Consider the following 26,679-nt stretch of genomic DNA (forward strand, 5'->3'; position numbering starts at 1 on the left):
GCGGGCCCGGCGACACCATGAAGGCATGCCCGTGCCCTCCGCTCTCCGTTCCGTCGTGCTCGAGGCGGCCGCGCTGCTGCTGTCGGCGGTCTGCGGCGGGTGCGGCCTGCCCGGCACGCTGCTGTGCGACGTCTGTCGAGCCGAGCTGATCCCGGACCCGCGGGCGGTGCGCACGCCCGAGGGCCGGAACGTCCACGTGGCGCTGACCTATCAGGGCGTGGCGGCGCGATGCCTGCGCCGCCTCAAAGACGAGGGCGAGACCCTCCTCGCGCGCCCGCTGGGGTCCGCGCTGGCTGCCGTGCTCGGGCCTGCGGTGAGCCACGGAGTCCTCGTCGTGCCGGTGCCGACGTCGCGCCGTGCGTTCCGGCGCCGCGGCTTCCGGGTGCCCGATCTGCTGGTGCGGCGGGCCGGGGCGAGCACCACGCGGGCCCTGCGCTGGACCAGGGCGGCGCACGACCAGCGCAGCCTCGGTGCGATGGAGCGGCGCGACAACGTCCGCGCCGCGATGCGTGCCGTCGCGGACGGGCGCGGCGCGGCGGTCGTCGTGGTGGACGACGTGGTCACCACCGGAGCGACCCTGGACGAGGCCGCGCGGGCGCTCGAGGAGGCCGGGTATGAGGTGGTCGCGCTGGTCGCGCTCGCCGCCACGCCGACGAACCCGGTATCCGGATGAGGTTCATCGGAGACTCACCGGAGACACAGGGCCGACACCCGTGACTTCCGTCGCCGGTCGGACTACGGTGGGGTGTCACAAGGCGACCACGGTCCGCCCTTGGCCGGGAGGACCGGGACAAGGAGGCAGCAATGGAAACGAGTATCGTCGGCGTCGGGGTGGGTATCACCGATCGCTTCCGCACCGTCGTCGAAGAGAAGATCGCCAAGATCGAGACTCTCGCAGCCAAGGCGCAACGTCTGGACGTCAAGGTCACCCACCGCGTGTATCGAAACGGGCGCGTTCCCGATGAGACGGTCGAGCTGACGCTCATCGGCAAGGGTCCCGTGGTCCGGGCCGAGGCGGTCGACGGCGACAAGTTCGTCGCGCTGGATCTCGCGGTCGACAAGATGACGGAGCAGTTGCGCCGCGCGAAGGAGAAGCGCGTCGACGGACGCCAGCACCCGCGCGGCCCGCACTTCGAGAAGGGCAGCGGATCGCTCGAGGGTATCGACGTGCAGCCGGCCTCGGTCGAGGTCCTGCACGCCGTCGCGACCGGCAGCATCCCCGTGCAGAACGACGAGGAAGAGGAGTACTCGCCCGTCGTCATCCGCACCAAGAGCTTCGATGCGGAGTGGATGACCGTGGAGGAGGCGGTCGACCGGATGGAGCTCGTCGGGCACGACTTCTTCCTCTTCGTCGATGCCCGCACCGACCATCCCAGCGTGGTGTATCGCCGCAAGGGCTGGGACTACGGCGTGATCGCGCTGAGCACGCAGGCACCGCCGGCGGAGGCACTCGCCTCCTGAGCTCGGCAGACGCACGAACGGCCCGATCCATCGCGGATCGGGCCGTTTCGCGTGGTCAGGGGTGCGTCAGTCGAAGATGCCGTCGAGGATGCTGCCGATGACGAGTCCGCCGAGGATGCCGGAGGCGAGGTCGCCGCCGCCCATGCCACCACCCCGGCGCGGACCGCCGCCCCAGCCGCCGCCGCCCCAGTCCTGGTCCTGCGGGCGCGAGGAGTCGATGTCGCGCTGCGCGAGCTGCAGCGCCTCGGCGGCGAGGTGCGCGACCCGTCGCGCCTGCACGAGCGCGGCCTCTCTGGTGTCCTCCGCCGGCAGGAGGTCGCTCAGGTCGACGCGCAGGCGCTCGGCCTCGGCGAGTCGTGTGCGCGCATCCGCCCCGATCCAGCCGCGGTGTCCGGCGATCAGGCCGCGTGCCACGCCCAGCTGACGGTCCGCGTCGTCGATCGCGTGCTGTACCTGGGCGAGCGACGGCAGCGGATTCTCGGCGCGGTGCCTGGCCTTGGCGATGGCGTCGTCGAGCGCCGAGTTGGCCTCGCGCAGTCGCGACAGCTCGGCGAACGGATCATTCGGCTGGCCGGCCGGGGTCAGCGAGGCGAGCGCGGCCTGCAGCGCCGCCACCGCCTCGGCGACCGCGGGCACCGCGGGGGCGTTGCGGGCGGCGATCAGGTCGCCGCGGGAGTCGGCGATGACCTCGGCGAGGGTGGACTCGGCGCGGAGGGCTTCGATCTCGAAGTCCTCGACCGCGTCCAGCAGTGCGGCGGCTCGCCGCGTCGCCTCGGTCGCGGTCTCGAGGGCGAGGTTGGCTTCCTCGTTCTGCTTGGCCTCGCGGCGTCGCTCGGAGATGTCGGCGCTGTGGGTGGCGAAGCGGATCAGCTGCTGCGCCTCGGCGGCGCTCGCCGTGATCTGGTGCATCGCCGAGTCGGCGTAGCGCGCGGAGAGGCGGGAGACCGTCTCGTCCGTCTGGGGGATCCGCGCGGCGAGGGCCTCGGCGTCGGCGCGCACCTGGGCGATGATCTGGGGTGCGCGGCGCACCTTCGCGACCGACTCCGCGAGGACGGTCGTCTTCTCGTCCAGAAGGTCTTCGGCCCAGTCGCACAGCTGCAGGATGCGCGCGTTGCGGGTGCGCAGCTCCTCGGCGGTGTCGGGGATCTCGTCGTGGTTGAGCTGATGAAGCTGGAACGCCTCGCGCAGGTGCGTGCGCACGGAGGTCAGGGCGGCCTTGAGGTCGGCGGTCAGAGACTCGCCCAGCTCGGCCTCGGCGAACACGAGCTCATCGGCGGTGGTGCGGATGCGCTCGTCGGCTCCGACGAGGGCCTGCTCGGCACGCCGTGCGAGGTCGGCGTCCTGAGCGGCGAGTTCTTCCTGTTCGCGTTTGCGTCTACCCCAAAATCCAGCCATGAGGCGATCCTAGTTTCCCCGGTGACCGCGCGGGCTGAGCATCCGCTCCAGGCGAACGTGCCGTACGACCGCGGCGGTCTCAGGCGACGGGTTCGGGCCGACGCTGCTGCGCGGCTCCGGCGGGGCGGCCGCGCTTGGGTCGCTCGGTCGCGAGACCGAGCGCGAGCTGAGGATGCGGGTGTGCGGCGAGACGGCGCTCGGTGTGCTCCAGCCACCGCACCTCGGCCTCGGCCGCGAAGATCATGGAGTCGGTCACGAGCGACCAGGCCAGAGCCTCCGCGCTGTCGGCGTCGTGACCGGTGAAGGCGGCGTCGCGCAGAGCCGCGAGTCGGCGCTCAGAGGACGCGCGCTGCGCGCGGATGACGTCGGCGGCGTCGACCCCGGGGAGCGTCGCCGCCATCGCGACCTTGACGGCGAGCTCTTCGCGCGCCGGTTGGATCCGCTCGACGGGGTCGGACAGCCAGCGGGCCACCTCGGCCGATCCGTCCGGCGTGATCCGCCAGTACACGTGGCCGTGCTCGTCGGCGTCGCCCCGCTGCACCATGCCGTCGCGCTCGAGTCGTTCGAGCGTGTTGTAGATCTGTCCCACGTTCAGGGTCCAGGTCGACCCCGTTCGACGGGCGAACTCGTGACGGAGCTGGTACCCGTAGCAGGCGCCCTGATCGAGGATGGCGAGCAGGCTGTGGCGGACGGACATGGCCGGACTCCTCTGCGTGACGGACGGAAGCATGCCGAGTATATGCATACTCGGCAACACCGCCGCGGCGCGGCACGATATGCCGTGCAGGCGACGCGCAGGTCACAGACCGGTAACATGGCAAAGTATGCCTGGCGATCGCCTCTCGGCGGCCGGCAAGGACCCAATGACAGGGAGAGACATCCGTGGCCAATCCTCTTGAGAAGCTGCTGCGCGCCGGTGAAGGTCGCATCATCCGTCGCCTCAATCAGGTGGTCAAGGCCGTGAACGCCCTGGAAGACGACATCTCGGAGCTCACGGACGACGAGCTCCGCAACGAGACGGCGGAGCTCCGCGCGCGGTACGAGAAGGGGGAGACCCTCGACCAGCTCATGCCGGAGGCCTTCGCAGCAGTGCGCGAGGCGGCCAAGCGGACCCTGGGCATGCGCGCCTACGACGTGCAGATCATGGGTGGCGCGGCGCTCCATCTCGGCAACATCGCCGAGATGAAGACCGGTGAGGGCAAGACCCTGGTAGCGACCTTCCCGGCCTACCTCAACGCCATCGCCGGCAAGGGCGTGCACGTGATCACCGTGAACGACTTCCTCGCGAACTACCAGGCCGAGCTGATGGGACGCGTGTACCGCGCCCTCGGCATGACCACCGGCATCATCGTCTCCGGGCAGACTCCGGCGGTGCGTCGCGAGCAGTACGCCGCCGACATCACCTACGGCACGAACAACGAGTTCGGCTTCGACTATCTGCGCGACAACATGGCCTGGCGCAAGGAGGATCTCGTCCAGCGCGAGCACTTCTTCGCGATCGTCGACGAGGTCGACTCGATCCTCATCGACGAGGCCCGGACGCCGCTCATCATCTCCGGTCCCTCCTCGGGCGAGGCGAACCGCTGGTTCGCGGAGTTCGCCAAGATCGCCCGCACGCTCGAGGCCGGTGTGGACTACGAGGTCGACGAGAAGAAGCGTACGGTCGGTGTGCTCGAGCCGGGCATCGAGAAGGTCGAGGACTACCTCGGCATCGACAACCTCTACGAGTCGGCGAACACTCCGTTGATCTCGTTCCTCAACAACTCGATCAAGGCGCTCGCCCTGTTCAAGCGCGACACCGACTACGTCGTGATGAACGACGAGGTCATGATCGTCGACGAGCACACCGGACGCATCCTCGTGGGCCGCCGTTACAACGAGGGCATCCACCAGGCGATCGAGGCCAAGGAGGGCGTGCCCGTCAAGGCCGAGAACCAGACGCTCGCGACGGTCACCCTGCAGAACTACTTCCGCCTCTACGAGAAGCTGGCCGGCATGACCGGTACGGCCGAGACCGAGGCCGCGGAGTTCATGTCCACCTACAAGCTCGGCGTCATCCCGATCCCGACCAACCGGCCGATGATCCGTAAGGACCAGTCCGACCTCGTCTACAAGAACGAGACGGCGAAGTTCGCCCAGGTCGTCGAGGACATCGCGGAGCGGCACGCCGCCGGCCAGCCCGTGCTCGTCGGCACGGTCAGCGTCGAGAAGAGCGAGTACCTCTCGCGGCTGCTGGCCAAGAAGGGCATCAAGCACGAGGTCCTGAACGCGAAGAACCACGCGCGTGAGGCCGAGATCGTCGCGCGCGCCGGCCGCCTGGGGGCCGTCACCGTCGCCACGAACATGGCCGGTCGCGGTACCGACATCATGCTCGGCGGCAACGCCGAGTTCCTCGCGGTGCAGGAACTGAAGTCGAAGGGCCTCGACCCGGTCGAGACCCCCGACGAGTACGAGGTCGCGTGGGACGAGACCTACGAGGCCATGAAGGCCGTGGTCGCGGAGGAGGCCACCAAGGTCATCGAGGCCGGGGGACTGTACGTCCTCGGCACGGAGCGGCATGAGTCCCGTCGTATCGACAACCAGCTCCGCGGTCGTTCCGGTCGTCAGGGCGACCCGGGCGAGAGCCGGTTCTACCTCAGCCTGACCGACGACCTCATGCGCCTGTTCCAGTCCGGCGCCGCCGAGGCGATCCTGGCCCGCACCAACTTCCCCGACGACGTGCCGATCGAGTCCGGCCTGGTCTCCCGCGCGATCCGCAGCGCCCAGTCGCAGGTCGAGGCGCGCAACGCCGAGATGCGCAAGAACGTCCTCAAGTACGACGACGTGCTGAACCGGCAGCGCGAGGCGATCTACGCCGACCGTCGCCACATCCTGCAGGGCGACGACATCGCCGACCGGGTGCAGCACTTCATCGAGGACGCGATCAGCGGCGTCGTGCGCGACCACACCGGCGAGGGTCACAACGAGAGCTGGGACTTCGACGCGCTGTGGACCGAGCTCAAGACGCTCTATCCGGTCGGAGTGACCATCGACGAGGTCGTGTCGGAGGCTGCGGGCCGCAAGGGCGGGATTACCGCGGAGGGTCTCACGCGCGAGCTGCTGTCCGACGCGAAGATCGCGTACGAGAAGCGCGAGGAGTCGCTGGGCGAGGCCGCCACGCGTGAGCTGGAGCGCCGTGTGGTGCTGCAGGTGCTCGACCGCCGCTGGCGCGACCACCTCTACGAGATGGACTACCTGAAGGACGGCATCGGCCTGCGCGCCATGGCCCAGCGCGACCCGCTCATCGAGTACCAGCGCGAGGGGTACGCGATGTTCCAGTCGATGATGGGGCAGATCAAGGAGGAGTCCGTCGGCTACCTCTACAACCTCGAGGTCGAGGTGCGCCGCGTCGGCGATGCGCAGACCGCGGAGGTCGAGGCGAAGGGCCTCGCCACCGACGGGGGCGAGCAGCGACTGGAGTACTCCGCCGCGAACGACGCCGGCGAGGTCGAGGTGCGCAACGACCGCGGGCAGGTGCAGCAGGCGGCGACCGACCGTCTGCGTCAGGCGGCCGCACGGGCGCAGACACCCCCGTCCGCCCCCGAGGAGGAGGCGCCGCGCGGCGCGTTCGGCCAGCGCACCGAGGCCCCCGCACCGGCCGCCGGCAACCGCGAGCAGCGTCGGGCGCAGGGCAAGAAGAAGAAGTGACCCGAGCAGGGTGAGAGGAGGGCCAGTCCGTGCGGATTGGCCCTCCTTTCGTCCCTGTAGGCTTGATCGATGACACCATCGCGCACCTTCGACCAGTCGTCGAAGCTCAAGAACGTCCTGTACGAGATTCGCGGAAACGCCCTCGTCGAGGCGGCGCGACTGGAGGCAGAGGGCCACCGGATCCTCAAGCTGAACACGGGCAACCCCGCGATCTTCGGCTTCGACGCCCCGCATCAGATCGTGCACGACATGCTGGCAGCCCTCCCCACGGCGCACGGCTACAGCGACAGCAAGGGCATCATCTCCGCGCGACGCGCCGTGGTGAGCCGGTACGAGCAGGTCGAGGGCTTCCCGCGGTTCGACCCCGACGACGTGTACCTCGGCAACGGCGTGTCCGAGCTCATCACCATGACCATGCAGGCGCTGCTCGACGAGGGCGACGAGGTGCTGATCCCGACGCCCGACTATCCGCTGTGGACCGCCATGACCAGCCTTGCCGGTGGCACGCCGGTGCACTACGTGTGCGATGAGAACGACGGCTGGCAGCCCGATCTGGAAGATCTCCGGTCCAAGATCACGCCGCGGACCAAAGCCATGGTCATCATCAACCCGAACAACCCGACCGGTGTCGTGTACTCGCGCGCGGTGCTGGAGGGCCTGGTGCAGATCGCCAGGGAGCATCAGCTGCTCATCCTGTCGGACGAGATCTACGACCGCATCCTGTTCGACGATGCGGTGCACATCCCCACGGCGACCCTCGCGCCCGACCTGCTGTGCCTCACGTTCAACGGCCTCTCGAAGACGTATCGTGTGGCGGGCTACCGCTCGGGGTGGATGGTGATCACGGGGCCGCAGGACCATGCGAAGGGCTTCATCGAGGGCATCACACTGCTGGCGTCGACCCGGCTGTGCCCGAACGTGCCCGCGCAGCACGCCGTGCAGGCGGCGCTTTCCGGGGTGCAGTCGATCGATGCGCTGATCGCGCCGACCGGTCGCCTGCACGAGCAGCGGGACATCGCATGGGAAGGCCTGGAGGCGATCCCGGGGGTGACGTGCGTGAAGCCTCAGGGAGCGCTGTACGCCTTCCCGCGTCTCGACCCCGAGGTGCATGAGATCCGTGACGACGCGAAGCTGGTGTACGACCTGCTGGTGTCGGAGCACATCCTGGTCGTGCAGGGCACCGGATTCAACTGGCCGAACCCCGATCACCTGCGGTTGGTGACCCTGCCAGAGCCGCGAGTGCTGAGCGAAGCCGTCGAGCGACTGGGGAACTTCCTCTCGAGCTACCGCCAGTAGGCGCGGCGACGGCGGGCGCGGGGGAGAGCGACAGCGCGAGTCGACGCACCCCCGCGACGAGGGCGGAACGCGGTGTGAGGTCGGCCATCGGCCGCGCGTGCAGCAGGGCCGCGTCTGCCGCGCGCTGGTCGAACGGCAGGAAGACGATGTCGGTGATCCCGGCGAACCGTTCGAGAGTCCGGCTGACCTGTCCCCGAGCGTCGATGCCGAGCGGCCCGGGGCGTACGGCGTTGACCACCACCGTGATGGGCGTGGAGCCGACGAGTCGGCGGACCTCGGCGTGGTCTCGGAGGAAGCGGCTGATGCCGACCGGGTCGGCGGCCGCGACGGCCACGATCCGGTCGGCTTCGGCGAGGGTCGCCGCGGTTGCCGCGTGGCGGCGAGGGCCGACCAGATCGTAGGTCGCCTCGTCGTCGGCGTCGACCGCGGCTGCCACGTCGACCACCGTCTCCTCCGCCCACTCCCGGCAGGCCGCGAGGAGGACGTGGAGTCGATGCGCCGAGAGTTCGGGCCAGCGAGTCGGACGATTGATGCCGCACAGCACGTCGAACTCCACACCGCCCGCGCCGACGCGTGCCGCCAGCCTGGCGAGCTCGGCGCTGTCGAGTGCCCCGGTCTCCGCGCGGCGGCAGGCAGCGGCGATTCCCGGGGCGTCGTCGCCGAGCCCGAGGAGAAGCGCGAGCGAGGGAGCGACCGTGTCCGCATCCAGCAGCGCTGTGCGGCGGCCCGTGCGCGCCAGCTCCACGGCCAACTGGATCGCGACCGTCGAGCGGCCGGGAGCTCCCTGGGGCCCCCAGACCGCGATGATCCTCGGGGAGGCGCTCCGAGGCGTCTCGGCGACGGCGGGCGAGGCCTCCGCGTGGAGCGCTGCCGCCACCTCCCAACCGGGGGCGTCCGTGCGCAGCGCCGACGGAAGGCCGAGTCGTGCCAGGAGACGACTGTCGGAGTCGCCGAGCGCCACGATACGGACACCCGCCCGGTCACATGCGGCGATCAGGTCCGGAGTCAGCGCGTCTCGCGAGGCGGGAACGATCACCGCATCCACGCCGGCGTGAAGATGCTCGCGAACGCTCGACGGACCATCGATGGCGACCGCGTCCACTCCTTCCAGGAGGAGCTCGGCGGCGAGCTGGTCCGCCCGATCCTTCGGGAGCGCGACCAGGACCATCACGATCCGGCACCGACAGGGATCACGGAGAGCGCGGCGCCCCCGGTGGCGGCCGCGAGCACGTCGGCGACGTCGGTCCGGTCGACGACGATCTCCACCTTCGTGCCGCTCTCCGCCAGCATGCCGTCGTCTTCGAGGACCGTCCGCACCACCGCGTCGCCGACGAGGACGCGCGGGGCGTCGAACGTCCTGCCGTCGTCTCTCGCGGGCGCCTGCCACACCTCGACGTCGGCGCCGGGGCCGATCGAATCGGGGATCGCGGTCGTGGTCTCGATCACGACGGTGGTGGTGCGGTCGTCCTTCTCGTCGGCCACCGCGGACCGGGGGAGCAGCTCGCCCTTCGTGAGGGTGCGCCGCGCGATCTGCCCCGGCTCGAGCCGACCTGGACCCACGTACCGATCCGTGAGTGCGCCGATGCTGACCTGGGCAACCTCGAAGTCGTCAGCGGTGAGAACCTCGCCGCGCGCGATGGTCCGCCGCGCCTGCAGGAGCGGTTCGGTCCGGTCGGATGCCGCGACGAGCAGCCATACCCCGGCGATCGAGATGACGACGAGGGCGATGCCGACCAGGAAGCGCAGGTCGGCGCGGAAAGCCGGGCGCGGACGCGAGTGGGAAGCCATGGCGATATCGTCACAGAACCGCGGAGAGGGCTCGCGGAGTTATCCACATACGCGGGACACCCGCCCCCGTCGGTAGCCCCTCGACCAGAATGTGGGTATGACACCCGCTCCGACCCCCGCACCGCAGTTCCTCGCTCCCGCGCAGGTCGCGGAGCTCCTGAGCATCGACGTGGCCGAGGTGATCGGCCTCATCCACGAGGGGCGACTGCGCGGCGCGCAACTGGGTTCGCCCGCGCGCTGGCGCGTGGAGGAGGCCAGCATCGAGGGGTACCTCGCCGAGCAGTCGGAAGAGGCACGCAGGATGGCGCTGTGGCGTCAGTCGCAGACCGCGAGCTTCCCCGAGGTGTGGGGAACGTCCGCGGCTCACACGCGCTGATCGCCGGAGAAGCGCACGACGACGAGCGCCGCGTACGGGACGATGCGGAACCCGCGCACCGCAGCGGCTCGCCGCGACTCCCCGGTGTCGTGCAGCGCCAGATCAAGGTGATCGGCGGCGGCGCGATCGATCGTGCCGTGCACGTCGTCTCCGTGCCGTGTGGTCAGGTGGACGGGTACGCGTCGTCGCGCGAGGTCGCGCAGCACGAAGCCGATCGGCATACGCTCGCGGAGGGTGCGCTCGGCGGGCCGATGCTCGTCGAGGCTGGAGAGCATGGCGCCGTGGTCGACGGCGAGACCCGTGATCGCGGGGAGGGGAATCAGCAGGGCCGACGCGGCAGCCCTCGCCTCCTGCGGTACCCGCGAGACCGCTGCGATCCAGTCGACGCCGAGGGATCGGAGCGTCACCGGAAGCCGGTGGCCGTCCGCCAGGTCGACGACCGCGTCGGCGTCGGCGGCGCAGAGCTGCCGGAGACGCGAGTGCAGGTCGAGTCGGGAGATGCGGAGCCGCTCGGACTCCGCATCCAGCGCGGCGCGCTCCGCCTCCCACTCCGAGGCGAGCTGGCTCTCGAGGTCGTCGAAGAGGCGGTCCCAGTGCACCCGACAGAGCGTAGGGGGAGCGCGGGTCGGATGTACGAGTTATCCACATAGTTCCGCTGATCGCCCCCGCGCGGGTGCTCGCGCGTGCTCGACTGTCGCCGTTCGTCCGCCGACCGGAGAGTTCGCCATGATGCTTCACGAGTACTTCGCCCCGCAGCCGACGCCCACGCGTCAGCTTCCCGATCCCGCACCGCTGCTGCGCCGTCTCACGCACGGCGTCCTGGAAGTGCTCGCCGGTGTGCGGGAGATCGATCAGCTCGCGCGATGGTTCAGCGAGGACGCGTACCGGAGTCTGGTCGTGCGTTCGAACCTGGCGGCACGGGCGAGGAGCGCGCGGGGTGTGCCGCCGGCGCGACCGACGTTCGTGATCCGTTCGCTCCGGGTCACGGAGCCGGTCGACGGCGTGATCGAAGCGGTCGTCGTCGTGGCAGGTCCCGGACGGACCAGGGCGGTCGCGGTGCGACTCGAAGGGCTCGATCGACGATGGCGGGCGACGTCGCTGGCCATCCTCTGAGGCGGTGCGGCCTAGGCTGGGTAGGTGTCAACCCTCAGCGACCTCGCCCAGACCCAGGGCCTTCTGACCGACGACGACATCGAGTGGCTGCACCGTCTTGCCGGTGACGGTCAGCTCCTCGCCGACCTGGCCTCCGCGGACATCGTGCTGTGGATCCAGACGGAGGACGGGTCCTTCATCGCCGTCGCCCACGCCCGTCCGAGCGGCGCGGCGACGCTGTTCTACCGGGACATCGTCGGCGAGCGTGTTCGTCCGCAGTGGCGCACGCAGGTCCAGGGCGCTTTCGAGTCGGCGGAGATCGTGGACTCCTCCTCGCCGGATTGGTTCGAGGAGACGCCCACGCGCGTGCGGGCGGTTCCGATCGTGATCACCCGCCGCGGCGACGACGTGGCGCCCTCCGTCATCGGGGTCGTGACCCGCCACACCAACCTCGGCGAGGTCCGCACGCCGTCGCGGCAGCAGATCACGTTCGACGAGTGCGCGAACGACCTGTTCCGCATGATCGCGGACGGCAGCTTCCCCGACCCGGCCGCACCGACCTCACCCCGTCGCGGAGCGCCGCGTGCGTCCGACGGCCTGATCCGCATCGACGTCGACGGGATCACCACCTTCGCGAGCCCGAACGCGCTCTCGGCGTTCAACCGCATGGGATTCGACGACGAGCTCGAGGGGGAATCGCTCGCGGAGGTCACGACCCGGCTGGTACCGCCCTCGCGGCAGGTCGACGAGTCGCTGCCGGTCGTCGTCACCGGCCGCGCACCGTGGCGCACCGACATCGAGGCGCGCGGTGTGACCGTCTCGTTGCGCGCGATCCCGCTGAAGGACCACGGCACCCGCATCGGCGCGATCGTGCTCTGCCGCGATGTCTCGGAACTGCGGCATCAGGAGCAGGAGCTGATCACGAAGGACGCGACCATCCGGGAGATCCACCACCGGGTGAAGAACAACCTGCAGACCGTGGCGTCGCTGCTACGGATCCAGGCGCGTCGCACGCACTCCGACGAGGCCCGAGACGCGCTCACGCAGGCCATGCGCCGGGTCGACGCGATCGCCGTCGTGCACGACACGCTGGCCCAGGGACTCACCCAGAAGGTCGACTTCGACGAGGTGTTCGATCGGGTCCTCAAGCTGGTCGCAGAGGTGGCGTCCGCGCCGAACACTCGGGCTCGTACGCAGTCGACGGGGCGCTTCGGGGTGCTCCCGAGCGAGTATGCCACGCCGCTCGCCCTCGCGCTGACGGAGGTCGTCACGAACGCAGTGGAGCACGGGCTCGCGGGTCAGGAGGGCTCGGTGACCATCGACGCCCAGCGCACCGAGGACAACCTCCGCGTCACCGTGCGCGACACCGGCCACGGGCTGCCGGAGGGGCGCGTCGGTCAGGGCCTCGGCACGCAGATCATCCGCACGCTCATCCAGGGGGAGCTCGGCGGGTCGATCGAGTGGCGCGGCAGCGAGGGTGAGGGCACCGAGGTGGTCATCGACATCCCGCTGCGATGGCTGGAGCGCTGAACGCGGACACCGGACAGACGGAAGCGGCCTGAGATCTGATCTCAGGCCGCTTCGAAGTCGTCAGGAGGCGCGGCGGGCGCGGGCGGCGCGGCGCTTGAGTGCGCGGCGCTCGTCCTCGGACAGGCCGCCCCAGACGCCCGAGTCCTGGCTGGTCTCCAGGGCGTACTGCAGGCAGATCTCGGTGACGGTGCACGTGGCGCAGACCGTCTTGGCCTTCTCGATCTGGTCGACGGCCGGTCCGGTGTTGCCGACGGGAAAGAAAAGCTCGGGGTCGACGGTCAGGCAGGCGGCCTTATCGCGCCAGTCCATGGGGGCTCCTCGGTGTGGATTTCATGAGATGTCGCGATGCGACTTCTCGATTCGGGCGGCGGTTCGGGTTCCGCTACCCTGTTGAGATGCGGGCGGATGCCCGCCGATTGTGATGCGAACGCGAACGTTCGCCCCACGCCGCTGTGGGAGCACATGACTTTCTCTATTCTGTTACATGGATACCCTGAAATCAAGGGTTTTCTCTGCTTTGCACCCCCAGGAGGACCCCGTGCGCGCACCGGGAATCGCCCTCGCCGCGTCCGCGGTGCTCGCTCTGGAAGCCGCCGCGCTCGTCGTGTTCGCGGCGATCGAGGTGGCCGGTCTCGGTGCGGGGGACGCGGCGTCGTCGACGACGGCGATCGCGCTCATCGTGCTGACCCTGATCGGCGCAGCGGCCCTCGTCGCGTTCGCCGTGGGGACGCGTTCCGGGCGGTCGTGGGCGCGCTCCGGCGGGGTGGTGGCTCAGGTGCTCGCGGTCGCCCTGGCGCTGGGATCGCTCACGGTGCAGCCGGTGCCGTGGGCGTTCGTGCTGGGACTCGCGGTTCCGGGAGTCGTCGGCTTCGCGCTGCTCATCTCCAGCGCGCGACGCGAAGGCGAGCGCCGCGGGGCGGAGTGACGCCCCACGGCGCCATGCTCACGCGTCGATGCCGAGCTGCTTGCGCAGTCGCGCCACGTGGCCCGTGGCCTTCACGTTGTACTGCGCGAGCGTGATCACGCCCTCCTCGTCGAGCACGAAGGTCGAACGGATCACGCCCTCGACCACCTTGCCGTAGTTCATCTTCTCGCCCCAGGCGCCGTACGCCTCGTGGACCGCGTGGTCGGGGTCGCTGAGCAGCGGGAACGTGAGACCGTCGCGTTCGCGGAAGGTGGTCAGGGTGGCGGGGTCGTCGCGAGAGACCCCGACGACCTGGTAGCCGGCACCCTGCAGCGACGAGATGCTGTCGCGGAAGTCGCAGGCCTCGGTCGTGCACCCGGGGGTCATCGCAGCGGGGTAGAAGTAGAGCACGGTCTTGCGGCCGCGCAGGTCGGCCAGGGAGACGGGGTTCCCGTCCTGGTCGAGGAGGGTGAAGTCGGGGGCGGCAGTACCGGGTTCCAGGCGCTCAGTCACCCGTCCACTTTATCGGCCGGGAGTCTGCTCCGCCTTGTCGGCGAACGTCTGCAGGAGGCGCTGCAGCGAGTCGAGGCGCGCGCGGCCCGTCTCGCTCAGCTCTCCGCGCTCCGCGGCCTCGATGAGGGCGCAGTCCGGCGCATCGGGCAGGTGGGTGCAGCCTCGGGGGCAGTTCTCCGCGATCACGGCGAGTTCCGTGAACGCCGCCAGGATGTTGGCGGGATCGACGTGTCCGAGGCCGAACGAGCGCACACCGGGAGTGTCGATGACCCATCCCGTGCCGTCCGGACCCTCGTAGCGCAGCGACACGGTCGACGAGGAGGTGTGGCGCCCACGGCCGGTGACCTGGTTGACGTGACCAGTCGCGCGGCCGGCGGACGGGACCAGCGCGTTGACGAGCGTCGACTTCCCGACGCCGGAGTGACCGACGAAGACGGTCGAGTGGCCGACCAGCGCCTCGCCGATCTCCGCCACGGGCATCTCGTCGCGTGCGCTGGTGAAGACGCGCAGGTCGAGGCCGTCGAAGTGGGCGAGGAACTCCGCGGGGTCGGCGAGGTCGGTCTTCGTCACGACCAGCAGCGGGCGGATGCCCGCGTCGAGCGCCGCGACGAGGTAGCGGTCGACCAGGCGGGCCCTCGGCTCCGGGTCGGCGGCGGCGACGACCACGAGCATCTGGTCGGCGTTGGCCACGATCACGCGTTCGACCTGGTCGGTGTCGTCGGCGCTGCGGCGCAGCAGGGACGTGCGGTCGAGGATGCCCACGATCCGCCCGAGCGTGCCCTCGGCGCCCGAGGTGTCGCCCACGACGCGAGCCTGATCGCCGGTCACGATCGGCGTGCGCCGCAGTTCGCGAGCGCGCGCGGCCGTGATCGTGTGCTCCTCGGCCGTGCCCTCGTCGAGGAGGACGGAATAGCGTCCACGATCGACGCCGAGCACGCGGCCGATCTGGGCGTCCTCGTGCGCTGGTCGGCGCTTGGTGCGCGGACGGTTCGCCTTCGGGTTCGGACGCGTGCGGATCGCGCTCTCGTCGTACTCCTCGAAGTCGTCGTCGAGGTCGGTGTCGTCGAGCCAGCTCACCGTCAGCCTCGCAGCATCCGCTCCCAGAGCATCGTGAACTCCGGGAGGGTCTTCGCGGTCGTGCCGATGTCATCGATCTCGACGCCGGGCACCCGCAGTCCGATGAGGGCCCCCGTCGTCGCCATACGGTGATCGTGGTGCGCGGGCCACGTACCCCCGCGCAGGGGGGAGGGCACGATCCGCAGGCCGTCGGGAAGCTCCTCGGCGGTGCCGCCCAGCGCGCGCAGGTTCCCTACGAGCGCCGCGATGCGGTCGGTCTCGTGCAGGCGGATGTGCCCGATGCCGCGGATCGTGGTCGGGGACTCTGCGAATGCCGCGAGACCGACCAGTGTGGGCGTGAGCTCGCTCGCCGCGGAGAGGTCGATGTCGAGGCCGCGGATGCTCGTGCCCGCGCGCACCGTGAGGGTGCCACCGTGGCGGGACACGTGGGCGCCGGCGCTCTGCAGGATCTCCGGCAGGAGCGCGCCGGGCTGCGTCGAGTGCGCCGGCCAGCCGGTGATCGACACCGCTCCGCCCGTGACGAGCGCGGCGGCGAGGAACGGCGCGGCGTTCGACAGATCCGGCTCGATCGCGATCTCCTTCGCACGCGGCACGCCGGCCTCGACCAGCCACTCGCCGACGGCCGGGCGCTCGATGCGGATGCCGCGGCGGCTCAGCGCCTCGATCGTCATGTCGATGTGGGGCAGGCTCGGCAGCCGCTCGCCCGTGTGCACGAGGTGCAGGCCGACATCGAAGCGCGGGGCGGCGAGCAGCAGGCCCGACACGAACTGGCTCGAGGCGGAGGCGTCGATCTCGACCCGGCCGCCGCGGATCCGGCCGTGCCCGCGGATGGTGAACGGCAGCGCCCAGGTGCCCTCGTCGTCGATGTCGACCCCGAGGTCGCGCAGGGCGCTGATCAGGCCGCCCATCGGACGATGCAGCGCGGTCTCGTGGGCCGTGAGGTGCACGTCGTTCTCGGCGAGACCCGCGAGCGGGGAGATGAAACGCATGACCGTGCCCGCCTGACCGCAGTCGATGGTGACACCGCCGTGTAGCTTCGCCGGGGTGACGACCAGATCGGGACCGAACTCGTGACCGCCGTCGACCTCCTCCACGCCGACGCCGAGGGCGCGCAGGGCCTCGATCATGCGCTGGGAGTCGTCGCTGTGGAGCGGGGCGATCAGACGCCCCGGACCGTCGGCGATCGCCGCGATGATGAGCTCACGGTTCGTCAGAGACTTCGATCCGGGGATCGTGAGCTCGGCGCGCACCGGCGCGTCGGTGGTGGGCGCGGGATAGGCGCCCTGCACACGGGAGGGGGAATACCTTTTGGCGCTCATCGGTTCTCACCTTAGTAAACAGGACGCCGTCATCGTGAGAAGCGGCGCACCCGAGGCAGGAAGGGATGGGCATGCCCGCGACGTTGGAGCGCGAGGTGATCGACCTCCGCGGCCTAGACTGGCCGGTGATGGATGACACCGCAACCGCAGACACCGTCGGCGACCCTCGACGCGAGTTCGAGGAGCAGGCGCTCCCCTTCATGGACCAGCTGTACGCGGCGGCCATGCGCATGACCAGGAACCCGGCGGACGCCGCCGACCTGGTGCAGGAGACCTTCGTGAAGGCGTACGGGTCGTGGTCGACCTTCTCCCAGGGCACGAACCTCAAGGCCTGGCTGTACCGCATCCTGACGAACACGTACATCAACATCTACCGCAAGCGTCAGCGCGAGCCGTTCCAGGGCACCATCGACGAGCTCGAGGACTGGCAGCTCGGCGGTGCCGAGTCGACCACCGCCTCGCACAGTCGCTCCGCCGAAGCCGAGGCGATCGACCGCATGCCGGCCTCGGTCGTGAAGGATGCGCTGCAGGCCGTCCCGGAGGACTTCCGGCTGGCGGTGTATCTGGCGGATGTCGAGGGCTTCGCGTATCAGGAGATCGCCGACATCATGAAGACCCCCATCGGCACCGTGATGAGCCGTCTGCACCGTGGCAGGCGGATGCTGCGGGAGCTGCTGGCCGACTATGCCGCCGAGCGAGGCATCGCCGCGGCTGAACCGAGGAGCACGAAATGAGCGACTGCGGCTGCGACAAGGCCCGTCAGGATCTGGAGGAGTACCTCCGCAACGAGGTGTGCAAGACCGAGCACGCCGAGATCCGCGAGCATCTCGAGAACTGCCCGTCCTGCCGGGACGAGGCGCTCGTGGCCACCACCCTCACCGAGGTCGTGGCGCGCGCCTGCAAGGAGACCGCTCCCGAGGAGCTGCGCGACCAGGTGTTCGCCCGCCTGCGCGAGGTGCAGGCCGCGCAGCACTGACTGGCCCGCTCGCGCGTCGGCGGCGGCCAATAGGCTGGTCGCATGGCCCTCATCGATGCACGCGGGATCCCCGCCGATCAGACCTCCGTCGACCGTCTGGCAGGGGAGGGGCTCGACTACCGGGTGCTCGACCTGGATGACGCCGCGGCGGTCGAAGCGTTCCAGCGCGCGCTGGCCCGTGGCTTCCTGGGCGCGGAACCCACCGCCGAGACTCTTGCGGACGGGCTGCCCACCGTGCGCAGCCGCCGCAACATCGGGGTCTATGAGCGCGATGCGGCGACCGCGCCGCACCCCGTCGCCACGATCGACTCCTGGGTGACGCCCATGACGGTGCCCGGCGGCGAGATCGGCCTGTGGGCGATCAGCGGGGTCACGGTCTCCGGGACGCACCGGCGCCGCGGTATCGCCCGCGCCCTGCTGGAGGGCGAGCTGCGCGCCGCCGCAGACGCCGGGGTCGCGGTCGCCGGGCTCACGGCGTCGGAGGCGACGATCTACGGCCGCTACGGATTCGGGTCTGCCGTGCCGGTCGCGCGGTTCACGGTCGATACGCGTCGCGCGGGCTGGGACGGCCCCGCACCGCAGGGGCGCATCGAGTACCTTGATCGTGAGCAGCTCGCACAGGAGCTCGGCGCGGTGCACGAGCGCTCGCGCGGTGCGCGGTCGGGACAGGTGCCGGGGTGGCGTGCGCGCTGGACGGGCCTCGCCGGTCTGCAGTCGTCGGACACCGACCGTGACCGCGTGCGGGGCGTACGACACGTCGACGCCGACGGCGTGGTCCGCGGCGTGATGGTGTACGCGGTCAGCGAGAAGGGCGAGTCGTTCAGGTTCGCCCTGCACGTGCGACTGCTGGTCGCCGAGACTCCGGAGTCGACCGCGATGCTGTGGCGGTTCGCGCTGCAGCACGACCTGGTGGACGAGGTGACCGCCGACCTGCGCCCGCTCGATGATGCGCTGCCGTGGCTGGTCGCCGACCCGCGCGGCGTCACCCAGATCGTGCACGACCACGGCTGGCTGCGCATCCTCGATGTGCCTGCCGCCCTCGTGGGGCGCCGGTACTCGTCTCCGCTCGACGTCGTGATCCGGGTGGAAGACCCGCTGGGCTTCTCCGATGGGGAGTGGCGCATGCGGGTGGACGGCGCGGGGCGTGCCGAGGTCGAGTCGGCCTCGGGCGAGGAGGCGGACGTCACGCTCTCGGTGTCGGCGCTGTCGTCGCTGTACGCGGGCAGCGTGCGCGCGGCCTCGCTGGCGGGTGCCGGCCGCATCAGCGGCTCCCCGGAGGCCGTGGGGGCGCTCGACCGGGCCCTGGCCGCGTTCCCCGCCCCGTCGCTCGACATCTGGTACTGAGACCGCCCTCGCCGCAACGGGAACGGGCGCCGCGACCGAGTGGTCGCGGCGCCCGTTGCGGCCGAACGGTCAGCCGAGGGTGACGGCCGAGCGCAGCAGCGTCGCCTGCTCCGCGGCGTGCACCTTCGACGATCCGGTCGCGGGCGAAGCGGACGCCGGGCGCGAGATCGGACGGAACGTGCGGTCGCCGGGGACATCCGCGAATGCGAGCGCGAGGAACGGCCAGGCACCCTGGTTCTCCGGCTCCTCCTGCACCCACACGAGCTCGGCGTTCGGGTAGGAGTCGGTGATGGCCTTGAGCTCGTCGATCGGCGTCGGGTACAGCTGCTCCAGGCGCACCAGGGCCACCTCGGGGTTCGGGTTCTTCTCCAGCTCGGCGCGCAGATCCCAGTGCACCTTGCCCGAGTGCACGAGCACGCGCTTGACGGCCGAACGGTCGAGACCGCGGTCGTCGTCGATGACCGGCTCGAAACGGCCCTGCGTGAAGGCCTCGACCGGGCTCGTCGCCCCGCGCAGGCGCAGCATCGCCTTCGGGGTGAACACGATCAAAGGCTTGCGCGGCCGGGCGTAGGCCTGGCGGCGCAGCAGGTGGAAGTGCGAGGCGGGGGTCGACGGACGCGCGACGATCATGTTCTCCTGAGCGCACAGCTGCAGGAAGCGCTCGATGCGGGCGGAGGAGTGATCCGGTCCCTGGCCCTCGTAGCCGTGGGGGAGCAGGAGCGTGACGCTGGACTGCTGACCCCACTTCTGCTCGGCGGCGGAGATGTACTCGTCGATGACCGACTGGGCGCCGTTGACGAAGTCACCGAATTGCGCCTCCCACAGCACGAGCGCTTCGGGCGCCTCGACCGAGTAGCCGTACTCGAACCCGAGCGCGGCGTACTCGCTGAGCAGGGAGTCGTAGACGAAGAAGCGGCCCTGCGCGTCGGACAGGTTCGACAGCGGCAGCCACTCCTGGCCGTTCGCGCGGTCGTGCAGCGCGGCGTGGCGCTGGACGAACGTGCCGCGGCGCGAGTCCTGTCCGGCGAGCCGCACCGGGGTGCCCTCGACCAGCAGCGACCCGAAGGCGAGGAGCTCGCCGAAGCCCCAGTCGATGTTGCCGTTGCGGCTCATGTCGAGGCGCTTCTCCAGCAGCTGCTGGATCTTCGGGTGCACCGTGAAGCCCTCGGGCTTGTTCACGAACGCGTCACCGATCAGCTGGATGACCTCGGCGGGGACGCCGGTGATCTCGGGTGCGCCCACCTGGTCCTCGACCGGCGGGAGCTCGGGCGCGATCGGCGTGGCACCCGTCTCGGCGGCGTGCGTCTCGGCGAAAGCGATCTCCAGGCGGTTCTGGAAGTCGGCCTTGGCCTCGTCGTACTCCTCCTCGGTGATGTCACCGCGACCGACCAGCGACTCCGTGTACAGGCGGCGCACCGACCGCTTGGCCTGGATGAGGTCGGTCATGAGCGGCTGCGTCATCGACGGGTCGTCGCCCTCGTTGTGACCGCGACGGCGGTAGCAGACCAGGTCGATCACGACGTCGCGGTGGAAGCGCTCGCGGTACTCGAACGCCAGCTGCGCGACGTGGATGACGGCCTCGGGGTCGTCGCCGTTCACGTGGAAGATGGGCGCCTGGATCGTCTTGGCCACGTCGGTCGCGTACACCGAGGTGCGGGCGTCGCTCGGGGTGGTCGTGAAGCCCACCTGGTTGTTGACCACGACGTGGATGGTGCCGCCCGTGCGGTAGCCGCGCAGCTGCGACATCTGCAGGGTCTCCACGACGACGCCCTGACCGGCGAAGGCCGCGTCGCCGTGCACGAGGATGGGCAGCCAGGCGAACGTGCCGATCGGCTTACGGTCCTGCTTGGCGCGGACGATGCCCTCCAGCACGCCGTCGACGGTCTCGAGGTGCGAGGGGTTGGCGGCGAGGTACACCGGGAGCGAGGAGCCGTCGTCGGCGACGAACGTGCCCTCCGTGCCGAGGTGGTACTTCACGTCGCCGGAGCCGCGCTGGTTGCCGGGCATCTGCGTGCCCTCGAACTCCCGGAACACCTGGCCGTAGGTCTTGCCTGCGATGTTGGTCAGCACGTTGAGGCGGCCGCGGTGGGCCATGCCGATCGCCGCGCCCTCGAGGCCCGCGGTCGCCGCGCCCTGGAGGATCTCGTCGAGCAGCGGGATGAGCGACTCGCCGCCCTCCAGCGAGAACCGCTTCTGGCCGACGAACTTCGTCTGCAGGAAGGTCTCGAACGCCTCGGCCTCGTTCAGCTTGCGGAGCACCCGCAGCTGCTCGTCGTGGCCGGGCTTCTGGTACTTGACCTCGACCTTCTCCTGGAACCAGCGGCGCTGCTCCGGGTCCTGGATGTGCATGTACTCGATGCCGAGCGTGCGGCAGTACGAGTCGCGCAGCACGCCGAGGATGTCGCGCAGCTTCGCCACGCGGCGCCCGCCGAAGCCGCCCGTGACGAACTCGCGGTCGAGGTCCCAGAAGGTCAGCCCGTGGCTCTCGATCTCCAGGTCGGGGTGCGAGCGCTGCACGTACTCGAGCGGGTCGATGTCGGCCATCAGGTGGCCGCGCACGCGGAAGGAGTTGATCAGCTCCTGCACGCGGGACTGCTTGTCGACGCGCTCGGCCAGGTCGACGGCGATGTCGGGGTTCCAGCGGATCGGCGCGTACGGGATGCGCAGCGCGGCGAAGATGTCGTCGTAGAACCCGCGCTGCCCGATCAGCAGCTCGTGCACCTTCTTCAGGAACTCGCCGGACCCTGCGCCCTGGATGACACGGTGGTCGTAGGTGCTGGTGAGCGTGATGGTCTTGCCGATGGCGAGCTCGTTGAGCGTCTTCTCGCTCGCGCCCTGGAACTCGGCCGGGTACTCGAGGGCGCCGGCGCCGATGATGCAGCCCTGGCCCTTCATGAGACGCGGCACCGAGTGCACCGTGCCGATGCCGCCCGGGTTGGTGAGCGACACCGTGGTGCCCTGGAAGTCGGTGGCGGTGAGCTTGTTGCCGCGGGCGCGGGTGACCAGGTCCTCGTACGCGGCGAGGTACTCGGTGAAGGTCATGGTGTCGGCGCGCTTGATGCTCGGCACCATGAGGGCGCGCGTGCCGTCGGGCTTGGGCAGGTCGATCGCGATGCCGAGGTTGACGTGCGCGGGGGCGACGACGGAGGGCTTGCCGTCGACCTCGGCGTAGAACACGTTCTGGCTGCGGAACTCGTCGAGCGTGCGGATGAGCGCCCAGCCGATGAGGTGCGTGAAGCTGACCTTGCCGCCGCGCGTGCGGGCCATGTGGTTGTTGATGACGATGCGGTTGTCGATCATCAGCTTGGCGGGGACGGTGCGGACGCTGGTCGCGGTGGGGACGGTGAGCGACTCGTCCATGTTCGCGGCGAGGGTCTTGGGCAGACCGCGCAGCGGCGTGACCTTGTCCTCTTCGGAGGACTCGACCGGCTCCTTCGACTCGGGCTTGGGCTTCGGCGCCTGCGCGGGGATCGGGGCGGCCGCGGCGGGCTTGGCCGTGGTGCGGGCGACAGGCTGCGCACCGATCACGGGGATGGGCGCGGTGACCGGATGCGCGGGTGCGGCTGCGGTGTCAGCCGGAGCGGATCCGGTCGCGCTCGTCCCGGCGGCCGTGGCCTCGGAGTGGTACTGCTCCAGGATGGGCCACCACTCCTTGTCGACCGAGTCGCGGTTCTCCTTGAACTGCTCGTAGAGCTCTTCGACGAGCCAGGAATTGGCTCCGAACCCCCCGTCGCCACCGACGCCGGTCACCTGGTTCGACACGCTCTATCGCCCTCTTTCATCGCTGAAGATCTTCGGTGCGGAGGCACGACGCAGGAATGCGTTCGGGCGCGCACACTCTCGACCACCAAGCCTAACCTGTTTCGCCCGGGTAATCGTCGAAGCCACCCGCCCGCGCCGTCCCGATCTCGGTACCGTGGAGGCATGGAGTTCTCAGGCGCGCAGCCCACCGTCGATCTGACCTATTCGGACGTCTTCCTGGTGCCGCGCCGGTCGGGCGTCACCAGTCGGCTCCAGGTCGATCTGGCCCCGCACGACGGCACCCCGGCGACCCTGCCGCTGGTGGCCGCGAACATGAACTCGGTCACCGGGCCCCGCCTCGCCGCGGTGCTCGCCCGGCGCGGTGCGCTCGGCGTGCTGCCGCAGGACCTCCCGCTGCAGGAGCTCGACGCGGCGATCCGCGATGTGAAGAGCCAGCCCGTGCTGTGGGACACGCCGATCGTGCTGCCCCCGCACGCCACGGTGGCCGAGGCGCTGCGACTGCTGCCGGCCACCAGCGGTCACGGGATCGTGGTCGCCCACGGGTCCGGCCCGATCGACGTGGAGCGGATCCTCGGCATCCTGCCGGCGACCCGCCTCGCGACCGCCCTCCCCGACGCGCAGCTGGGCGACCTTGTCCACCGCGGCAGCCCGTCGATCGACGCCGACGACATCGGCTCGGAGCGGCACGCGTTCGACGTGATCACCGAGGCGGACGTCGACATGGTCACCGTGGTCCACCACGGGCACCTCGTCGGCACGCTGAGCGCCCGCAGCGCCCTCCGCGCCACACTGTACCGCCCCGCCGTCGACGCGGATGGACGACTCGCGGTGGCCGCGGCGGTCGGCATCAACGGCGACGTCGCCGCGAAGGCCCGCGCGCTCGCCGGTGCCGGGGTGGACGTGCTGGTGCTCGACACCGCCCACGGCCACCAGGAGGGCATGCTCCGCGCACTGCGCACGGTGGCCGAGCTCGGCCTCGGCCTCCCGATCGTCGCGGGCAACATCGTCACGGCCGACGGCGTGCGCGACCTTGTCGATGCGGGGGCCACGATCCTCAAGGTCGGCGTCGGCCCCGGCGCGATGTGCACGACGCGCATGATGACCGCCGTGGGGCGCCCGCAGTTCTCGGCGGTGCTGGAGACGGCGCAGGCCGCCCGCGAGGCCGGAGCGCACGTGTGGGCGGACGGGGGAGTGCGCTACCCGCGCGACGTCGCTCTCGCACTGGCAGCCGGCGCGGCCTCGGTGATGATCGGCTCGTGGTTCGCCGGCACGATCGAGGCGCCGGGCGAGCTGCAGCGCGACGCGGAGGGCCGCCTGTTCAAGGAGTCGTGGGGGATGGCGTCGACCAAGGCCGTGCAGGCGCGGTTCGAGCGCCTCGACGCATACGAGCGCGCCCGCAAGGAGCTGTTCGCCGAGGGCATCTCCTCCTCGAAGATCTACCTCGACCCGCTGCGGCCGGGTGTGGAGGACCTGCTCGACATGATCACGTCCGGCGTGCGGTCGTCGTTCACGTACGCGGGTGCCGCGACCGTGCCGGAGTTCCACGAGCGCGCGCTGGTCGGCCTGCAGTCCGCGGCCGGCTACGAGGAGGGCAAGGCGCTGCCGGTGAGCTGGTAGCACGGGCGCGGTCACGGCGGCGTTCTGTAGAATCGAGCGCACTATGGACGACCCCCCCAGTTGCCGAACATCGCCCCACCGTCCCGAACTCTCCGCGGAGAGGAATAGCTGATGGATTTCATCATGTTGGGCGTGGGGCTCCTGCTCACGGTCGGCACCGGCCTCTTCGTCGCGAGCGAGTTCGCCCTGGTCAATCTCGACCGGGCCGAACTGGAGGCGCGACAGGCCCGGGGCGAATCCCGGCTCTCGCTCACGATCAGCGCTCTCAAGCACACCTCGACGCACCTGTCGTCCGCGCAGCTCGGCATCACGCTGACCACGCTGCTCACCGGTTACACGATGGAGCCGGCGCTGTCGAACCTCCTGCGCCCGACGCTCGTCGCCTGGAGCATCCCCGAGGCCGCGGTCGCCCCGATCGCGACCGTCGTGGCGATGTTCGTGGCCACCGTGCTGTCGATGATCCTCGGTGAGCTGGTCCCGAAGAACTTCGCGCTCGCGCTGCCCCTGGCGACAGCGAAGCTCGTGATCCCGTTCCAGACCGCGTTCACGGCCGTGTTCAAGCCCGCGATCGTGGTGCTCAACGGCAGCGCGAACGGCGTGCTGCGCGGCATGGGGATCGAACCCAAGGAAGAGCTGTCCGGTGCCAGGAGCGCGGAGGAGCTGTCGTCTCTCGTGCGCCGCTCCGCCAGCGCCGGGCTGCTGGAGGCCGACACGGCCACCCTGCTCGACCGCACCCTGACGTTCTCGCGCCTCACGGCCGCCGACGTCATGACGGCCCGTCCGAGCATGCACGCGATCGCCGCGGGCGACTCGGTCGACGACGTGATCCAGCTCGCGCGCCGCACGGGCCACAGCCGCTTCCCGGTGTTCGACGAGGACCTCGACGACATCACCGGCGTCGTGCACCTGAAGGCCGCGATCGCCGTCCCTCGGGAGCGGCGGGCCGAGGTGCCCGTCGGCGCCCTGGCGACCGAGCCGCTGCGCGTGCCGGAGACCGCCCACGTCGACGCGCTGATCTCCGACCTCCGTGGCCGCGGCTACCAGCTGGCCGTCGTGGTCGACGAGTACGGGGGCACGGCGGGCATCGTGACCCTGGAGGACCTGGTGGAGGAGCTCGTGGGCGAGGTGTCCGACGAGCACGACCGCACGCGGGCCGGCATCATCCGCAACCGCGACGGGATCACGTTCCCCGGCGAGCTGCGCCCCGATGAGCTGCGCAGCCGTGCGGGCGTCGACGTGCCGGAGGGCGACGTGTACGACACCGTGGGCGGCTACGTCATGAGCGTGCTGGAGCGCGTGCCGGTCGTCGGCGACGAGGTGCCGCTGGAGAGCGGCACGCTGCACGTCGTCCGGATGGACGGCCGCCGGGTGGACCGGGTGCGCTACGTGCCCAGACCGGACTCCCTCGAGGCCGAGGAGGTGTCGCGATGAGCGACTGGGTCGGCCTCGCCTGGCTGGTCGTGCTGCTGGCGGCGAACGCGTTCTTCGTCGGCGCGGAGTTCGCGGTGATCTCCGCGCGGCGCTCGCAGATCGAGCCGCGCGCCGAGCGCGGGTCCCGGGCCGCGAAGACGGCGCTGTACGCGATGGAGCACGCCACGCTCATGCTCGCGACCTCGCAGCTGGGCATCACGATCTGCTCCCTGCTGATCCTGAACGTGTCGGAGCCGGCGATCCACCACCTGCTCGCGGTGCCGATGCACGCGCTGGGCTGGGCCGACGGCGCGGTCGACGTGGTCTCGTTCGTGATCGCGCTGCTCGTCGTCTCGTTCCTGCACGTGGTGTTCGGCGAGATGGTGCCGAAGAACCTGGCGTTCTCGGTGCCCGACCGCGCGGTGCTGATCCTCGCGTCGCCGCTGGTCTGGATCTCGAAGGTGTTCATGCCGGTGATCTGGCTGCTCAACGCGGCAGCCAACGGCGTGCTGCGGCTGTTCCGCGTCGAGCCGAAGAACGAGGCGGCCTCGACCTTCACGCTCGACGAGGTGGCCACGATCGTGAGCCAGTCCCGTCGCGAGGGCGTGCTGATGGACACCGCGGGCACCGTGACCGCCGCCGTCGAGTTCACCGACAAGAAGGCGCGCGACGTGGCGGTGCCGCTGGGCGACCTCGTGACGCTGCCGCAGACCACGACGCCGGACGACATCGAGAAGGCCGTGGCCCGCTACGGGTTCTCGCGCTACGTGATCGTCGACGACGAGGACACCCCGATCGGGTACGTGCACCTGAAGGACATCCTGCGCGCCTCGGAGGGGCCGGACGCGGACACGAAGGTGCACGAGCCGATCCCGGGCAAGCGGATCCACCACATGGTCCCCGTGCAGGAGGACACCGACCTGGAGGACGCGCTCGCCGTGATGCGACGCGCCGGCCGTCACCTGGCGAAGGTGCGCGACTCGGCGGGCGAGACGACGGCGGTGCTGTTCCTGGAGGACATCCTGGAGGAGCTCGTCGGTGAGGTGCAGGACGCGACGCGGCGCGTGCGCGGGCACTGACACCGCAGCCGTCCAGCGCGAAGGCCGCCGTTCCCGATGGGGCGGCGGCCTTC

The 26,679-nt window shown here is 70.4% G+C and carries 24 protein-coding genes; 14 read left to right on the top strand and 10 right to left on the bottom strand.

The genetic code is table 11. The features are described from left to right. Nucleotides 1–25 precede the first annotated feature (25 nt). Both KV394_RS11660 and hpf read left to right on the top strand, forming a co-directional pair. Nucleotides 26–673, top strand: coding sequence for a ComF family protein (locus tag KV394_RS11660; RefSeq protein WP_247981508.1), 648 nt, complete (start codon nt 26–28; stop codon nt 671–673). 131 nt (nt 674–804) lie between these two features. Further along, nucleotides 805–1,461 (top strand): ribosome hibernation-promoting factor, HPF/YfiA family, encoded by a 657-nt coding sequence (gene hpf / locus KV394_RS11665; protein WP_136032892.1) that lies wholly within the window; start codon nt 805–807, stop codon nt 1,459–1,461. 66 nt (nt 1,462–1,527) lie between these two features. Here the strand turns inward: hpf and KV394_RS11670 are convergent, their stop codons facing one another. After that, complete coding sequence (locus KV394_RS11670) at nt 1,528–2,856, bottom strand: coiled-coil domain-containing protein (protein WP_136032893.1); 1,329 nt, start codon at nt 2,854–2,856, stop codon at nt 1,528–1,530. A 79-nt stretch (nt 2,857–2,935) separates the two neighbouring features. Then, the gene (locus KV394_RS11675; RefSeq protein ID WP_136032894.1) at nt 2,936–3,553 is read right to left on the bottom strand and encodes a PadR family transcriptional regulator; all 618 of its coding nucleotides are present in this window, start codon (nt 3,551–3,553) and stop codon (nt 2,936–2,938) included. A gap of 185 nt (nt 3,554–3,738) precedes the next feature. Between KV394_RS11675 and secA the strand changes: the two genes are divergently transcribed. Both secA and KV394_RS11685 read left to right on the top strand, forming a co-directional pair. Then, nucleotides 3,739–6,543 carry a preprotein translocase subunit SecA gene (secA, locus tag KV394_RS11680; protein ID WP_136032896.1) on the top strand — a complete coding sequence of 935 codons (2,805 nt, stop codon included), beginning with the start codon at nt 3,739–3,741 and terminating at the stop codon, nt 6,541–6,543. A gap of 69 nt (nt 6,544–6,612) precedes the next feature. Beyond that, complete coding sequence (locus tag KV394_RS11685; protein WP_136035790.1) at nt 6,613–7,839, top strand: pyridoxal phosphate-dependent aminotransferase; 1,227 nt, start codon at nt 6,613–6,615, stop codon at nt 7,837–7,839. On the opposite strand, the gene KV394_RS11690 is transcribed toward KV394_RS11685, so the two are convergent. Together KV394_RS11690 and KV394_RS11695 are read right to left on the bottom strand one after the other, a co-directional pair. After that, nucleotides 7,730–9,007, bottom strand: a complete 1,278-nt coding sequence (locus KV394_RS11690) for an AAA family ATPase (protein WP_247981509.1) — start codon at nt 9,005–9,007, stop codon at nt 7,730–7,732. The genes KV394_RS11685 and KV394_RS11690 overlap by 110 nt on opposite strands. Further along, on the bottom strand, nt 9,007–9,627 hold the full coding sequence (locus KV394_RS11695; protein ID WP_206251465.1) for an SAF domain-containing protein: 621 nt from the start codon (nt 9,625–9,627) through the stop codon (nt 9,007–9,009). The genes KV394_RS11690 and KV394_RS11695 overlap by 1 nt, the downstream gene beginning before the upstream one ends. A 97-nt stretch (nt 9,628–9,724) precedes the next feature. On the opposite strand from KV394_RS11695, the gene KV394_RS11700 reads away from it, so the two are divergent. Beyond that, a complete protein-coding gene (locus KV394_RS11700) occupies nt 9,725–10,003 on the top strand; it encodes a helix-turn-helix domain-containing protein (RefSeq protein WP_136032904.1) in 279 nt (92 codons plus the stop codon). On the opposite strand, the gene KV394_RS11705 is transcribed toward KV394_RS11700, so the two are convergent. After that, entirely contained in the window at nt 9,991–10,602 is a 612-nt protein-coding gene (locus KV394_RS11705) for a hypothetical protein (protein ID WP_136032906.1), read from the bottom strand. The genes KV394_RS11700 and KV394_RS11705 overlap by 13 nt on opposite strands. A 127-nt stretch (nt 10,603–10,729) precedes the next feature. Between KV394_RS11705 and KV394_RS17415 the strand changes: the two genes are divergently transcribed. Both KV394_RS17415 and KV394_RS11715 read left to right on the top strand, forming a co-directional pair. Further along, a complete protein-coding gene (locus tag KV394_RS17415) occupies nt 10,730–11,116 on the top strand; it encodes an Rv3235 family protein (protein WP_136032908.1) in 387 nt (128 codons plus the stop codon). Nucleotides 11,117–11,140: 24 nt separating this feature from the next. Continuing rightward, nucleotides 11,141–12,625, top strand: coding sequence for a sensor histidine kinase (locus tag KV394_RS11715; protein ID WP_136032911.1), 1,485 nt, complete (start codon nt 11,141–11,143; stop codon nt 12,623–12,625). 60 nt (nt 12,626–12,685) lie between these two features. Here KV394_RS11715 and KV394_RS11720 read toward each other — a convergent pair whose 3' ends face one another. Then, nucleotides 12,686–12,934: a WhiB family transcriptional regulator gene (locus KV394_RS11720; protein ID WP_017203224.1), complete on the bottom strand. Its 249-nt coding sequence runs from the start codon at nt 12,932–12,934 to the stop codon at nt 12,686–12,688. A gap of 229 nt (nt 12,935–13,163) precedes the next feature. Here KV394_RS11720 and KV394_RS11725 point away from each other — a divergent pair, with 229 nt between their 5' ends. Continuing rightward, nucleotides 13,164–13,550, top strand: coding sequence for a hypothetical protein (locus KV394_RS11725; protein WP_136045625.1), 387 nt, complete (start codon nt 13,164–13,166; stop codon nt 13,548–13,550). 18 nt (nt 13,551–13,568) lie between these two features. On the opposite strand, the gene bcp is transcribed toward KV394_RS11725, so the two are convergent. From bcp to aroA, 3 genes are read right to left on the bottom strand one after another with little or no spacing between them, the layout of a single operon-like run. Next, nucleotides 13,569–14,042: a thioredoxin-dependent thiol peroxidase gene (gene bcp, locus KV394_RS11730; protein ID WP_206251464.1), complete on the bottom strand. Its 474-nt coding sequence runs from the start codon at nt 14,040–14,042 to the stop codon at nt 13,569–13,571. A gap of 9 nt (nt 14,043–14,051) precedes the next feature. Beyond that, nucleotides 14,052–15,119 (bottom strand): ribosome small subunit-dependent GTPase A, encoded by a 1,068-nt coding sequence (rsgA, locus tag KV394_RS11735; RefSeq protein WP_136032917.1) that lies wholly within the window; start codon nt 15,117–15,119, stop codon nt 14,052–14,054. 2 nt (nt 15,120–15,121) lie between these two features. Beyond that, complete coding sequence (gene aroA / locus KV394_RS11740; RefSeq protein ID WP_136032919.1) at nt 15,122–16,438, bottom strand: 3-phosphoshikimate 1-carboxyvinyltransferase; 1,317 nt, start codon at nt 16,436–16,438, stop codon at nt 15,122–15,124. A gap of 71 nt (nt 16,439–16,509) precedes the next feature. On the opposite strand from aroA, the gene KV394_RS11745 reads away from it, so the two are divergent. The 3 genes from KV394_RS11745 to KV394_RS11755 are packed head-to-tail and all read left to right on the top strand — an operon-like array spanning nt 16,510 to nt 18,758. Then, nucleotides 16,510–17,172 (top strand): sigma-70 family RNA polymerase sigma factor, encoded by a 663-nt coding sequence (locus tag KV394_RS11745; protein WP_136032921.1) that lies wholly within the window; start codon nt 16,510–16,512, stop codon nt 17,170–17,172. Beyond that, on the top strand, nt 17,169–17,414 hold the full coding sequence (locus KV394_RS11750) for a zf-HC2 domain-containing protein (RefSeq protein ID WP_136032923.1): 246 nt from the start codon (nt 17,169–17,171) through the stop codon (nt 17,412–17,414). Before KV394_RS11745 ends, KV394_RS11750 begins: the two co-directional genes overlap by 4 nt. A 42-nt stretch (nt 17,415–17,456) precedes the next feature. Beyond that, a complete protein-coding gene (locus tag KV394_RS11755) occupies nt 17,457–18,758 on the top strand; it encodes a GNAT family N-acetyltransferase (RefSeq protein WP_247981510.1) in 1,302 nt (433 codons plus the stop codon). A gap of 69 nt (nt 18,759–18,827) precedes the next feature. On the opposite strand, the gene KV394_RS11760 is transcribed toward KV394_RS11755, so the two are convergent. After that, nucleotides 18,828–22,520: a multifunctional oxoglutarate decarboxylase/oxoglutarate dehydrogenase thiamine pyrophosphate-binding subunit/dihydrolipoyllysine-residue succinyltransferase subunit gene (locus KV394_RS11760; protein ID WP_136030864.1), complete on the bottom strand. Its 3,693-nt coding sequence runs from the start codon at nt 22,518–22,520 to the stop codon at nt 18,828–18,830. Between the two features lie 162 nt (nt 22,521–22,682). Here KV394_RS11760 and guaB1 point away from each other — a divergent pair, with 162 nt between their 5' ends. The 3 genes from guaB1 (at nt 22,683) to KV394_RS11775 (ending at nt 26,626) form a co-directional block, all read left to right on the top strand. Further along, the gene (guaB1, locus tag KV394_RS11765; RefSeq protein ID WP_247981511.1) at nt 22,683–24,137 is read left to right on the top strand and encodes a GMP reductase; all 1,455 of its coding nucleotides are present in this window, start codon (nt 22,683–22,685) and stop codon (nt 24,135–24,137) included. 111 nt (nt 24,138–24,248) lie between these two features. Beyond that, nucleotides 24,249–25,568: a hemolysin family protein gene (locus KV394_RS11770; protein WP_136030868.1), complete on the top strand. Its 1,320-nt coding sequence runs from the start codon at nt 24,249–24,251 to the stop codon at nt 25,566–25,568. Then, nucleotides 25,565–26,626, top strand: a complete 1,062-nt coding sequence (locus tag KV394_RS11775) for a hemolysin family protein (protein WP_136035230.1) — start codon at nt 25,565–25,567, stop codon at nt 26,624–26,626. The genes KV394_RS11770 and KV394_RS11775 overlap by 4 nt, the downstream gene beginning before the upstream one ends. Nucleotides 26,627–26,679 lie beyond the last annotated feature (53 nt).

The sequence above is a fragment of the Microbacterium sufflavum genome (assembly GCF_023101165.1).
Classification (GTDB): domain Bacteria; phylum Actinomycetota; class Actinomycetes; order Actinomycetales; family Microbacteriaceae; genus Microbacterium; species Microbacterium sufflavum.

Excerpts from the sequence above, each read along its gene's own strand:
- KV394_RS11660 (WP_247981508.1), top strand. The coding sequence starts at position 26 with ATGCCCGTGCCCTCCGCTCTCCGTTCCGTCGTGCTCGAGGCGGCCGCG.
- hpf (WP_136032892.1), top strand. The coding sequence starts at position 805 with ATGGAAACGAGTATCGTCGGCGTCGGGGTGGGTATCACCGATCGCTTC.
- KV394_RS11670 (WP_136032893.1), bottom strand. The coding sequence starts at position 2,856 with ATGGCTGGATTTTGGGGTAGACGCAAACGCGAACAGGAAGAACTCGCC.
- KV394_RS11675 (WP_136032894.1), bottom strand. The coding sequence starts at position 3,553 with ATGTCCGTCCGCCACAGCCTGCTCGCCATCCTCGATCAGGGCGCCTGC.
- KV394_RS11685 (WP_136035790.1), top strand. The coding sequence starts at position 6,613 with ATGACACCATCGCGCACCTTCGACCAGTCGTCGAAGCTCAAGAACGTC.
- KV394_RS11690 (WP_247981509.1), bottom strand. The coding sequence starts at position 9,007 with ATGGTCCTGGTCGCGCTCCCGAAGGATCGGGCGGACCAGCTCGCCGCC.
- KV394_RS11695 (WP_206251465.1), bottom strand. The coding sequence starts at position 9,627 with ATGGCTTCCCACTCGCGTCCGCGCCCGGCTTTCCGCGCCGACCTGCGC.
- KV394_RS11700 (WP_136032904.1), top strand. The coding sequence starts at position 9,725 with ATGACACCCGCTCCGACCCCCGCACCGCAGTTCCTCGCTCCCGCGCAG.
- KV394_RS17415 (WP_136032908.1), top strand. The coding sequence starts at position 10,730 with ATGATGCTTCACGAGTACTTCGCCCCGCAGCCGACGCCCACGCGTCAG.
- KV394_RS11720 (WP_017203224.1), bottom strand. The coding sequence starts at position 12,934 with ATGGACTGGCGCGATAAGGCCGCCTGCCTGACCGTCGACCCCGAGCTT.
- aroA (WP_136032919.1), bottom strand. The coding sequence starts at position 16,438 with ATGAGCGCCAAAAGGTATTCCCCCTCCCGTGTGCAGGGCGCCTATCCC.
- KV394_RS11745 (WP_136032921.1), top strand. The coding sequence starts at position 16,510 with ATGCCCGCGACGTTGGAGCGCGAGGTGATCGACCTCCGCGGCCTAGAC.
- KV394_RS11750 (WP_136032923.1), top strand. The coding sequence starts at position 17,169 with ATGAGCGACTGCGGCTGCGACAAGGCCCGTCAGGATCTGGAGGAGTAC.
- KV394_RS11755 (WP_247981510.1), top strand. The coding sequence starts at position 17,457 with ATGGCCCTCATCGATGCACGCGGGATCCCCGCCGATCAGACCTCCGTC.
- guaB1 (WP_247981511.1), top strand. The coding sequence starts at position 22,683 with ATGGAGTTCTCAGGCGCGCAGCCCACCGTCGATCTGACCTATTCGGAC.
- KV394_RS11770 (WP_136030868.1), top strand. The coding sequence starts at position 24,249 with ATGGATTTCATCATGTTGGGCGTGGGGCTCCTGCTCACGGTCGGCACC.
- KV394_RS11775 (WP_136035230.1), top strand. The coding sequence starts at position 25,565 with ATGAGCGACTGGGTCGGCCTCGCCTGGCTGGTCGTGCTGCTGGCGGCG.